This is a genomic window from Stieleria mannarensis (assembly GCF_014154935.1).
Classification (GTDB): domain Bacteria; phylum Planctomycetota; class Planctomycetia; order Pirellulales; family Pirellulaceae; genus Stieleria; species Stieleria mannarensis.
Window position 1 is genome coordinate 1 of record NZ_JACEHH010000058.1, and the last position, 12,035, is coordinate 12,035.

The window sequence follows — 12,035 nt, forward strand, 5'->3', positions numbered from 1 at the left end:
GTTGCCACTATAAGTTTGCTGTTATATGCCACGAGCATTGCATCGATCAGGCTGGTTCGAAAGCATCTACCTCTATTGCGTCCATTCTTGCAAGTTACTGAGACGCAGTATCTCGACCAACGATTTCCGCGTGAGATCACAGGAATCCACAAAGGTGGCGAAGACGCTCGGCGGCAGGAACTCGAAGCTGCATCATTGTTGCGTTGGGCCGGGACGTATCAAGACATCCCCAAAACAGATCGTGTTTACTACATTGAATCAGAGCCAATTCCTGAAAACTGCGACGATGCAAGAGTTTTCTGTATTGTAGCGCAAGCAATGACCATCCGTGGCGTCGCGGCATACCTTGTCTCCCCGGCCGAGGGGAAGCCGCTATGGCTACAACCAGTGATGAGCAAGCAATACCACTCCATCAGTGGCAACAAGATCACCGTCTTGCTTGAACGCCCAGACAAGGCCCAACGATTAGTACTTTTTGTCGAAGCGACATCGTGCCCCCCATCCATGATGCCAGACGACTGTTCCGACGCGGTCGAGCCAGCGAACTTGTTGAAAGATGCTTACTTTGAATTCGAATAGCTACGAGGCAGCCATGCGTAATCTTCTCGCTCTATCCCTTGTTGTAGTCGCTACCGTAACGGTCCGAGCTGCCGATTTGGATCTGCAATTGAAGAGGCTCAGTGGCAAACAAATCAACGCGGCCCAGGTCCGATATTCAATCACTGAATTTGACCAAAAGGGGAATCCGGTTGGGACTGTGAAGAACGGGCAAGCAAATTTCGACAAGGCCACTGGCCTGACTAAGATCCCGCTTGGAAATACGGCGAATCCGCTGCAGGTGACAGTAAGACTCAGCCCCTACACGCCGATCGCACTCGAACCGCTGGATGCGACTAAGAAACATGATGTCGGCATGATCGTGAATATTACGTCGTTTGTCGTGCAGACGAAGCAGGTGTCCTTGGAATCGGAACGTCGCGTGCTCGGCAATGGCGACCTGCGTTTTCATCTTGCCGGGGATGCCTCGACAGTGTTCGATCCTCAATCCAATTCTCTAGAGGTTTTGAAACCGATCGAAAGCCAGGACCCCACTTATGATTTGTACCGCAGTGAAAATGGCGGAAAGTGGGCGATTGGAAAGAACGTCCGTGTCAGGTGTGTGATCGTTCGCGGCAAGGCGTGTTGGGTTAAGCTAGGAGTTCCCGTTTGGAAAACGGATGTCGCAAAACGCAGGTGGGTTTTCCGAGGATACATGCAAGAACGCCACCGGAGTGTGGTTGTCGAGACCATTACCATTGACGATGAACCGCAAAAGATTATTCAGTTTGACTGAGCGGATTGACGCGACAATGCGTGCAGGGGTGAGCGACTAACTCGGCTCACTTTCCTTGCGATGGTTTGCTGAAGCGTTTACGCTGAGCCGTCCCTGCCCGTTTAGGGGTGCAGAATGATGTGAGAACCTTCATTCTTTGACGGATCGCTTCTACAGCATGCCCAATCCGTCAAAAACTTTTTGTCGCTAAAGGGCAAATCTATCGGAAGGACCACGAATGAGTATCGATCGCTGCGAACGCGTGTCCCGGAGAGTGCTTCTCGCGGCAATACCATCATTGTGGTTTTGCGATCCTGCCAATGGCCAATCCAACCTATGCATCACAGAGCGGTTGGTTCTGCCAGATTCCAGGCGACTTGCTTTTCGCAGGTATGGTGATCCGAATGGCGTTCCGGTCTTGTACTTCCACGGAACTCCGAGTTGCCGCTTGGAAGCACAGTTGTTGGATTCAATCGCATGGAAACGAGGCGTCTGTCTAGTTGCGGTCGATCGGCCGGGAATGGGGCTTTCGACATTTTGTTCGTTTGACCAGCAATCATTCGCTGCAGATGTCAAAGCATTGATTCATCATTTACGGCTACCCTCGCCGCACTGTCGGATCGGGATTCTGGCGATGTCTGGCGGAACTTCCTACGCTTTGGCCTGTGCTCAAGCGTTGAGTAAAGACATATCGGCCGTGGGTATCCTCTCTCCCCGAACGCCTTTCGCACCGGGCGTCCCGGTCACGGGGTTGGACAAGCAACTTCAGTCCGCCACGCGATTCCCGAGGCTGGCTGGATTGTTCTTGAGCCGACAAGTTCGATTGGCGAAGCGGGGGGCTCCCAGGGCTGGACAGAAGCAACTCGACAGCTTTGGCACGCTCGACCAGCAATTTGTTTCATGCCATTCAGCGGTGTTTCGACAAATCCTTGTTGAATCGACGAGAGGTGGAACTGCTGGCGTGCGAATCGACATGAACAACATCATCTGGCCATGCGGCGTTTGCTTGCAGCGTATCAAAACGCCCGTTGCCATCTGGCGTGGTGACTCGGATTTGACGTCACCGCCAGCGACATCTCAATTCCTGGGCCGATACCTCGCGAATTCCGTCTCTTTCACCATCGCCAATGAAGGTCATTTCACGCTGATGCGATCAGCCGCGGGGCAGGCCCTCGATTGGCTGGTGCATCGAACTTCTTGAAAGTCAATCGAACGACAGACTTGGGCAAATTTTGTTGGAGGGCACCTTGAACGGGCAACTGAGTGCGGAGAGTCGATCGCGGCTCAACAGATTCGGGTATTTTCTACAGTTTCTTGTAGCGCCACTGCTTGCGTTGGCTTTCATGTTGGTCTTGCACGCCAAGGCGGCAGGCCGAGCAGGCGCGGAAATCGCACAAGTCGGCTATTCGGTTCTAAGTAATCATGTCATTCCCGATGATGTCGAGGATTCAAAACCGTCCGACGCGGCCCGGCAAGTCCGCATCGATCGCCTTCGTTCGACGTGGCGAACGATTATCGGATCTAGCGAGGGAAAGTTTGGTGCGGTTTCGGAGGACAAGGATGGAGCGCAACAGAAATGGGTTGAAACGATAACTGAGCGAAGCATCCGACATATCGTGCTAAGCAGACAGGGGGTGATCATTGTCTTCATGACAATCTTGCCGTTTTTGGTTTTCGGCATCAGCCTGAGCGGAGATGAAGAACAGTACCGACGTAGTCAACAATTGGAAGACCACAAGTCGGGTATCGTTCAGGTGTTTGTCAATCGCGGATACGGAAAGCGGTTCATCCTTGCCTTGATCGTCGCCTACAGCGCTTCACTCCATGTTTGTCCTGATGGGCGGGCTGCGTCGACCGTAGAGGATTTTATCTCGGTTCACAGTGCCACCGAAAACTCGACGTACGCTCAGTTCTTGCATCCCCAAAACAGCGACATCGCTCCGGTTCTTGCTGGGCTTCTCGGATGGTACGTGCATCTTCTCATGACGTTCTTCTATCGCGCTGTCCGCCGCGATGTTGTCAGCACCAGCATCCTGACATTGATGGTCCAGCGTTTTTTTCTGGTGCTCGGTTTGTCGATGGCTGTCCGGATGACGCTCGTCGGAGCCACCGGACAATTGACCGGTTCCGTGCTTCTGTTGTTTATCGCTGGCGTCTTCCCGACCGATGCCGTTCGCTTGCTGACGACTTATGTGAACAAGAGCCTTCCCACCGTCGATGAGCCGACGCCCCTGACGGAGTTGGAGGTCATTCCGTTCGGCAAAGTCTCACGGCTGGCCGAAGAAGGAATTCATGACGTCGTCGACTTGGCGGCGATTGATTTGCAGCGGATGGCGATGCTGACAACCATCCCCATTGCGGATCTGGAACGTTGGGTAGACCGGGCGAAACTCGCGAAAGTTGTCGGGGCGAAGGTCTATGCCAAACTCCACCCTCATTGCGCAACAGCGTCCTACCTTTGCGAGCACCTCCATGACGAAGATTTCCGTGCCAAGCTGACTGAATTGGAGTTCCATCGAGTAGACGAAATTGCACGGCAACTGGGATGTACCAGCTAGTTTTCCGGAGAGCAACCTGCAGATGTGCTCAGCCCAATTGATGCCCCAGAATTACAAAAAAACGTCGCGGAACGACCCCAGAAACCTCCGCTCCGGAGACCAGTCCGTGATCGCAAACACGACGGTTGAAAAGACGCCGGCGAATTCCGTTTCGAGTGCACTGCGGAAATCCTGTGCGGTCCGTTTCGGATCATTCTCAAAGGCCCCGCAGCCCCAGGCTCCGAGCACGAGGCTGCGATGGCCATAGGCCGCGGCGATGGCGAGTACGCGTTGGATGCGACTCTTAAGCAAGTCTCCGGATCGTGGTTGACCGATCGTCGGGGCGTACGGTGCCGCGCAGGTGAGAAAACTCAGCCGCCACGGTTCGTCGAGCTCCTTGCCGTCATCTGAGCGAAACACGGGGACTTGCGGCGAGTAAATGGCCCAGTCGGTCGAATCGGGAACTGCTCGCTCCCGGTGATGGTCGTACATCGGATCACCGACGAGTGTGAGAAATAGCGCGCTCGATCGGCAAAGACCTTCTTCTTGAGCACGCGCGCCATGGAGAAACCCGCCGCCCGGGTTAACACCATTAGCGAAATTCAACGCAAGCGGTGTTGGCCCTGACTCGGTCAGCCGTTTCGCCGCTAGCAAGGTGGTCTCGTTCGTGACCTGGACGGTCGTTTCCGTGCGTTCGACCTGCTCAGGAAGCGGAGTGTCGGGTGCGATGCTGACCTTTGTGGCGACAGCATCCTCGACCATCGTTTTAATCTCGACTCGCTCACCTTTGAAATTCTGGTAGACCCCGGACTCGGATATCGCCACCGCGGACCGACCGAGATCCTGAGCGAAATCTCGCGAGATATCCAGCTCATGCCGACGGGCTTCGGCCATCTCAACGGAGTCGAGGCAGGGAAGCCGTTTTAGTTCCCAGGACTCTTCTGCCATTTTGTTCCTTCAGCCATATAGTTGGAGGGCGAGATGCCAGGCGTTACAAATGAGGAGCGTCTGATTGGTCGGCTCAAGAAGCGATTCCCTGATCTCCAGTTGAAGACAAATACGTTTATTCTTTGACCGCATGATCGACGCTATGTTGCGAGGTCGCCTACCACTGTTTTCCAAGCAGTATTCTGAGCATCGCCTATTTCATTTCCGATCAGCGGAAAAAACTTATCGGCTGGAGCGTTGAGGGAAAGATCTGTGAAATTGGGGGAACAAATCACAGGAATACTGCTCAACTCGCAGTCGCTGCGGCCAGGAACGTTGTGCTGGACTTGAATCGTCATATCGCTGATGTTGGGGGCCGACAGCAGAGTTGTGGAATCGGGCGGCATCTCTCTATCAGACATCGAGTACTTGTAGACCATGTTCCCTGGCGAGGTGCTGGACATTTTGATCTTGGACCATTTGGCCGGTGCGTCTCAGGACGTCGGTGTAACGATCGGCGGTAATATCTGCTCCTTGGTAGCGGTTGAGTAACGTGAGTCGACTATCACAGATCTCGAAGGTGGATGCGTGATTCCATAAGGGATTACATGTCCAGCGGGAGGACACCATTTGAGGATCAGTCGACCTTCCAAAAACGCACCCATCCCTCGCTACTAGCCGAGACGAGTCCGTTTAAGGTGAAGCCGATCCGGCGCACATGCTCTCCAGGGTGGAATGAACCGTAGTTCGACAACGTTTCGGAGTCCCAAAATGTGATTTGTCCGCCTTGACTCGCTGTTACCAATCGTCGGCCATCGGGCGTGTAGGCCACACAAGTCACCCACCATGAACTTCTGTGTGTACTCCTCATTGTCCCGGATTCAATATCGACGACGCGAACCTCAGGTTCCAACAATCCGATCGCCAGTGATTTCGAATCTGGGGAGATTGCGACCGAATAGACGGTGCGATCAAACGGCTCATTTACTAATTTGATAACACGACCACCGTTATCTAAGTCGGAGATGTCCCACAAGATCACCTCTCCTTTCTGGTTGCGAGATCGAAACAACATGTTTCCCCCGCCAGCCGCCAGAAATATTCTTCCATCGGGGCTTTCACGAATCGTAAGGGAACGGAAAATTGTTGATGGAAACTGCCCCTCCAGACGGATACTGGATCGGTCAGCAAGATTCCAAAGTTCCACCCCGTTCTCGCCAGCGGTTGCTAGCCATTTGTTGTCTGGTGAAAACGCTACCGCGATCGCAGCATTCTGTGTCGGCAGCTTGATGGGCTCATCGTCACCTTTGACATCCCAAACAATTGTTCCAATTCCGGATGCTGCCGCGATCGATTTCCCGTCATTGGTCAGCGCTACGCCCCGAACGTCGACCAAATTGGCGAAGGAAAACGGCGTTGTTTCTTTCGTGCGGATGTCCCAAAGTTCGACTGAATCACGATTGCGTCCGGGAGTCACAACAAGCAGCAACGAAGGGTCGGTCGCGATGAATTGATGGGCGCTTCTGTGAATCCCAGACCGGACCGATGGCGGAACTGCCGCCGAGACGTCCCAGTGCTTTTCACCGCCGAACGCGTCCGCCGTGACAAGTCGACGGTCACTGTCAACGAGTTCTAACGACATAACCGTGGCAACGCCTTCTTCATGGACGAATCGAGATCTTGTCCGGCACGTATTGATGTCGAAGATCCTAGCTCCTCCGCCGGTGTCGGCTCCGACGACAAAGCGATTATTCGAGAAGAATGCTACGGCATGACTTCTGATCGGGATGCGTTTGTCATGCCGGAGCTTGAGATTAGGGTCAAGTGTGTAAAAATCAATTCCAGTCGCGTTGCTTGCGGTCAGATACTTCCCGTCGTTCGAAACAGTGACGCACCGAACCGCTTGATTCAGCTCAAACTCGCTCTCGACTTCACCGTTTGCGACATCAAGGATGATTCCCAACGGATCTCGGTATCCCGCTACGATCGCATAGTCACGCCAGATCACTGCGTACGTCTTTCTCGCTCGGGCTGAGAAGTCTGTCGGCAACCTTGGTTGATACTGATACGTCCATTCGACATGCTTGACGTCAGCCTGATCGAAGCAATACACAATTCCATCTTTGCAGGCGACGACTAAGGAGTTATGCGCAGACGATTTATCAAGACTGGTGACAAGCGACGAAAGACTGTCATTGACTTGCACCAATTCAAAGTTGGGCACGCGAAGTATCGCGATCGCTCCGTCGCCGTCACGAGTTTTACCACCGGCAGCAAGCACATCGTTCGACAAGAAAAGCACCGTCGAAGTTTCGGTCCAGTCGAGCAGCATGTCCGTTAGATTGACGAGCTCGTTGTCGTCTGTTTTCCGTACCATCAGACGCCCGTCATCAAATGCAAGTGCCAGCAAATCGCCACGGTCATTTGCATCCATTGCCGTGATCGCCGATGGATGGACCATCGAGAATTGTTCGCGAACTTCCGGGAGCCTTGAATTCAGAAACCTCCACTCGTAGGTTTGGCCGAAGTCAGCCTCGGATTTTGCTTTGGCAAGGATTTCTCTGAGCTGATCGAAGTCGCCTTCGCGGAGTGCTTGGAACGCAATCTCCATGGTTAGCGCATAGTTTTGACGGTCGGCTTGCCGTTTTAATCTGGCCTGAACAGCTGCAAAGATGAATCCCGCGATTGCCAAGGTCGTCACAGCGGCCAACAACAAAGCTCCCAGCGACGTGACAACAGGATTCCTTCGCGACCATCGCACGGCTCGCGAAATTCGACCGATTGGTCGAGCCACAACTGGCTCGCCCGCCAAAAAACGGCCCAGTTCGTCCGCGAGTTCCTCGGCGTCTGCGTACCTGCGACTTGGTTCTTTCTCGAGACACTTCAGGCAGACGGTTTCAATGTCGATCGGAACGCTGCTGTTTAGCTTCCTCGGCGGTAACGGATCATCATGGATGACTTGTTGCATAAGCATTCGGGCACTGCCGCGAAACGGACGATGCCCGGTCAACATTTCGTACAGGATCACACCGAGTGAGAAAATATCGGAGCGGCGGTCGGCTCGGTTGGCCTCTCCCCTTGCTTGTTCAGGCGACATGTATGCCGGAGTGCCCAGCAGCTTTCCGTCCATTGTTATCGTGACATCAGTCGTTTCCCGTTTGGCTAATCCGAAATCCAAGATGTGCGGTTCATTGTGTTCGTCGATGATGATGTTGTTTGGCTTCAAGTCACGATGGATGATTCCCACTTCATGGGCGTGGCTGAGCGCTCCCGCGAGTTTCATGAATAATTCCGCTGTCACACGCGCTGCGGTCGCGTGCCCGACCATCCAGTCAGATAGCGTCAGGCCATGGACATAGTCGCTGACGATGTAAATCTGATCGTCCTCGCGGCCTACCTCGTAAACGGAAACAATATTGGGGTGCCGAAGCTGCGCAGCGGCGCGGGCTTCGCGAAGGAATTGCTCTGACTCCGAAAACGACAACTGCAATTTTCGGGGCATCTTGATCGCGACGTCTCGATCAAGTTCCTCATCGCGTGCAAGCCAAACGGCACCGAACGCCCCAACACCTAGCTGGTCGATCAGTTTGAACTGACCAATCTGGTGTGATCGTTGACCGTTGCCTGCCGTGGTTGAGGGAAGAATGCTAAAGCCATCGCCGCATGAGCGGCAAATGATATCGGACAATTCTGGCTCAGGGCCAAGTGTCACCGATTCATGGCAGTTAGGGCAACGAACCTGCATTGGTAAATCGACCAGAATGAGACAAAGTAGGCATCTGAATTGTGCCAGATCGGGCGACCCGTCGCCACCAAATGCTCCTGCTGAATTGCGAGGTATTCGGAAAGTGCGACCTAGGTATATCTCCCAGGTCGATGCTCCCGCTGCCGTAATGCGTTGTCATCTGCGATAATGGCAGCTCTGCAAGCTTGTCCTCTGAACGGCCATGATTCGATGGGTGTCGAAGCGATGTCTGCCAAAACATTCCCCACCGTGTTTTCTGCTCCCCAACGTAGGGTCGTTGCGGAATTGCTGCCCGAACTCGAAGATCGACTGATGCTGGATGCAGTCAATGCTCGAACGGTGCGGTTGACCGCGCAAGAGCTTGAGTTGGTCCGTGATCTGGCCATGGCGGCTCATCACCACTCCCATCACGGCATGAAACGGAACTCGCTGCGTCACATCGTCGAGGCGATCAGCAAAACCCTGGAATCAGCAAGCGGGATCGGTTCAATCCCCGCGGCAGAGCGCCTTTATCAACTCAAAATCACACTTCTCGATTCGACACCAGCGATCTGGCGACGGATTCAGACCAGGAATTGTGCGCTCGACAAGCTCCATGAACGCATTCAAACCGCAATGGGGTGGACCAATTCGCATCTACATCGGTTTAAGATCAACGGCGAAGTTTACGGTGATTCCTTGCTTCTCGACGACGGATTTACAGACTTCGAGTGCGTGGATTCGACCGTGACAAAGATCAGTGAGATCGTTCCTCATAGCGGCAGTCGGTTTGCATTTCGCTACGAGTACGATTTTGGAGACAGTTGGCAGCACGAAGTGCTCTTCGAGGGGTGCCTCCGTGCCGAGAAAGGCCTGCGGTATCCGATCTGCGTCGAGGGCGAGCGGGCCTGCCCACCCGAAGACGTCGGCGGAGTCTGGGGCTACGCTGAATTCCTCGGAGTTCTCGCTGATCCCGAGCACGAAGACCACGACCACTTCACGCAGTGGGCCGGCCCCTTTAACGCGGATGAATTCAATCCCAAAAAAGCGACAAAGAAAATGCAACGTGGGTTGCCCAACTGGCGGCGGACCCAGTGATGTTGAGTGGCACCGTTCAGTGCTCGTAGATTGCCAGCGGTCGGCGAGCATCTGAGATCAAGGATAGAATGATCGGTGCCGCAAGTGCCGTGACGGGAGGTCGACCGACAAACGCGGGGAATCATGAAGCGAATTGCCGGTGTTCCGGCGAGATTGCCTTTCTCGTTGTCGTTGGGTTCTGCGGATTCGGCTTCTTGGCGACATTTGAGCCGACCGACAACGTGTCGCAATTCTTCGCGTTTCGAATCGGCTATGCTGTGATCGCCTTGGGCTGCATGGTGCGAGTCGGGCTCTTGATCGCAATCGCTGTTTGTAAATGAGTTCATCAAAGGAGATCGCTAATGGACCAGAAGGTCGTCAAGAAGCTCGAACGCGATTTTCAGAAGGCAATCGCTCAAGTCATCATGGAGATGGGTTTGAAGCGATTGCCGCTTCTCCCAAGTCACCAGACCATGCACCTGATGGCGAAAGCTGCGGTCACGGTCTACGAAACCGCCGTGGAGAGTAACCAACGAGACGATTAACCGCGGTGTGCTGACCTGGCTTGGACCGACCGCTTGAGCAGGAGGCCATTTCCCGAGAATCATCCGGTGATGCCTCGTTTCCGTCTATCCGAACAACAACGGTTTTTTGAAGTGAAGAGCATTCTCGATAACCCCGCGATCAGCGGATGCTACCTCTTTCCACAAGCACGTTGTGTTGATGATCCGTTTCGCGTCAAAATCGATCAGATAGAACTGGCCTGCTACAGGAGGATCATTGATGCCGATGCGTTCACAATGATTCACTTCCACGGCAACGGCGAGGCGGTCGCCGACTACGTCCCCTTCATGGCGGACGTGTTTGCAGATATTGGCCTGAATTCTCTGTTCGTTGAATATCGCGATTACGGTGGCTCGACTGGCGAGGCCCAGCTCGTTGCGATGCTCGGTGACGGCGAGGCGGCAATGGACGCCGCTGAGGTTGCCCCAGAAATGGCAATCGTCTTCGGACGTTCCATTGGATCGCTCTACGCCATCGAACTAGCCCATCGCCAGCCGAGCATCGCTGGCCTGATCATCGAGAGCGGCATCGCCGATCCCTTGGAGCGTTTCTTGACCTACGCCGACCTGGAGGCGGCGAGGGTGGACGAAGCGGAGGTCGAGGCGGACGTCAAACGCTTCTTCAATCACAAAAAGAAGCTTGCCGGATACACGAACCCGCTTTTGACGCTGCACTGCGAAAATGACGGCCTGATTGACATCTCCCACGCGGAGCGCAATCACAAATGGGCCGGTTCCCGACAGAAGCAACTTGTTCGATTTGCGTATGGGAACCACAACACGATTTTTCGGGCGAACGAGATTGAATACGTCGATGTCGTTGGCCGATTCGTCAGGACACTGCAACGATGAACGGCAATTACCGACATGTGCAGCGTGCACCGCTCTGTCTGCTCGTTTACGTGATCGCGGTCATGTTCCTTGGATTGGGTCTGGTTTCGCGCGCCGAGCCGGTCATTCAGTGGGTTTTCCCTGCCGTTGGACTGCTGATGCTCATCCTCGCCGCCTCATTCCATCATCTCACGGTCGAAGACGAAGGAGACCGACTGTCGATCGGTTTCGGGCCAATGCCTTTGTTTCGACGATCCACGGCGAGCAGTTGCTTGTCGGACCGATGCCGGCCGGTCGACATTTTGGACTTGCTGACCATGTAAGTTACGTGAACAGCTGATGCAAATATGCAATTGAGTGGCAAAAAGAAAATTTGCCGTTTGTCGTCTTGGCTGGTTGGCCGAGTCACGTTTGGAAGGGGGGCCGGCCAATTCGGAGAAGCCGGCTGGCGATGTGAAATCGACTCTCGTGATCGGTAGCGGGAAGGAATCGACGAGAGCTTGATCACCGTGTTGTGGAATCGCGACCACCGGACGATGCCTTCATGCTCCTCCCGGAACGCCCTGAAAGGGTCGACCGAGGTGATCGATGACGACGCGAGTCTGGGAAAATTCCTTGATCAGCGGCTCGAACCCACGGGCGTAGCGAGGCTCAAAGTGAAGTTGCATGGCCAGGCCAGCCAAATCAACCGGTGGGCATCGAGAGCGTTCAGCGTTCGTTCAATTTGATCAAAGGAACAACATAATCCATCGGTTTTCCCGGCAGCAATGACGTTGGCGTCCAACTCGAGTGACCGGTCCCAGCAGCCAAATTGCCGCGTCCGCTATCCCTTGAGCTGAACGTTCACGTCGTCTTCCTCGAACAAACTATCTGGACGAACGGCCGCCCACTGGATCTCAATGTCATTTTGTCCAACCTCGGTTCGCAGGTAGTCCGCGGCTTTCTCGTTATCCTGATGAGGCGGCACCAGCAGACAGAGAAGCCCAATCACGCAGCTTTGAGCGAGTGAAATCGGCTCCTCTAGATCGCGATTGCTGTTTCCCGCTGTGTTCATGAGCACGAAC

At 54.3% G+C, this 12,035-nt stretch carries 11 protein-coding genes; 7 read left to right on the forward strand and 4 right to left on the reverse strand.

Features of this window, described 5'->3' with window-relative positions; all coding sequences use genetic code 11:
* The 4 genes from H1B37_RS27765 to H1B37_RS27780 form a co-directional block, all read left to right on the forward strand.
* The coding region (locus H1B37_RS27765; RefSeq protein ID WP_220498403.1) for a hypothetical protein at positions 1–579 on the forward strand (579 nt) is incomplete at its 5' end.
* A gap of 13 nt (positions 580–592) precedes the next feature.
* Entirely contained in the window at positions 593–1,333 is a 741-nt protein-coding gene (locus tag H1B37_RS27770; RefSeq protein WP_182870543.1) for a hypothetical protein, read from the forward strand.
* A 217-nt stretch (positions 1,334–1,550) separates the two neighbouring features.
* Complete coding sequence (locus H1B37_RS27775) at positions 1,551–2,513, forward strand: alpha/beta fold hydrolase (RefSeq protein ID WP_182870544.1); 963 nt, start codon at positions 1,551–1,553, stop codon at positions 2,511–2,513.
* A gap of 46 nt (positions 2,514–2,559) precedes the next feature.
* Positions 2,560–3,870, forward strand: a complete 1,311-nt coding sequence (locus H1B37_RS27780; RefSeq protein WP_182870545.1) for a hypothetical protein — start codon at positions 2,560–2,562, stop codon at positions 3,868–3,870.
* 51 nt (positions 3,871–3,921) lie between these two features.
* On the opposite strand, the gene H1B37_RS27785 is transcribed toward H1B37_RS27780, so the two are convergent.
* The 3 genes from H1B37_RS27785 to H1B37_RS27795 form a co-directional block, all read right to left on the reverse strand.
* Positions 3,922–4,797, reverse strand: a complete 876-nt coding sequence (locus tag H1B37_RS27785) for a TIGR02452 family protein (protein ID WP_182870546.1) — start codon at positions 4,795–4,797, stop codon at positions 3,922–3,924.
* A gap of 140 nt (positions 4,798–4,937) precedes the next feature.
* Complete coding sequence (locus H1B37_RS27790; protein ID WP_182870547.1) at positions 4,938–5,240, reverse strand: hypothetical protein; 303 nt, start codon at positions 5,238–5,240, stop codon at positions 4,938–4,940.
* Between the two features lie 173 nt (positions 5,241–5,413).
* Complete coding sequence (locus H1B37_RS27795) at positions 5,414–8,464, reverse strand: serine/threonine-protein kinase (protein WP_182870548.1); 3,051 nt, start codon at positions 8,462–8,464, stop codon at positions 5,414–5,416.
* Between the two features lie 282 nt (positions 8,465–8,746).
* On the opposite strand from H1B37_RS27795, the gene H1B37_RS27800 reads away from it, so the two are divergent.
* From H1B37_RS27800 to H1B37_RS27810, 3 genes are all read left to right on the forward strand, one after another.
* Entirely contained in the window at positions 8,747–9,598 is an 852-nt protein-coding gene (locus tag H1B37_RS27800) for a plasmid pRiA4b ORF-3 family protein (RefSeq protein WP_182870549.1), read from the forward strand.
* Between the two features lie 341 nt (positions 9,599–9,939).
* Positions 9,940–10,122 carry a hypothetical protein gene (locus H1B37_RS27805; RefSeq protein ID WP_182870550.1) on the forward strand — a complete coding sequence of 61 codons (183 nt, stop codon included), beginning with the start codon at positions 9,940–9,942 and terminating at the stop codon, positions 10,120–10,122.
* Positions 10,123–10,191: 69 nt separating this feature from the next.
* Positions 10,192–10,992, forward strand: a complete 801-nt coding sequence (locus H1B37_RS27810; protein WP_182870551.1) for an alpha/beta hydrolase — start codon at positions 10,192–10,194, stop codon at positions 10,990–10,992.
* 802 nt (positions 10,993–11,794) lie between these two features.
* On the opposite strand, the gene H1B37_RS27815 is transcribed toward H1B37_RS27810, so the two are convergent.
* Positions 11,795–12,025 carry a hypothetical protein gene (locus H1B37_RS27815; RefSeq protein WP_182870552.1) on the reverse strand — a complete coding sequence of 77 codons (231 nt, stop codon included), beginning with the start codon at positions 12,023–12,025 and terminating at the stop codon, positions 11,795–11,797.
* Positions 12,026–12,035 lie beyond the last annotated feature (10 nt).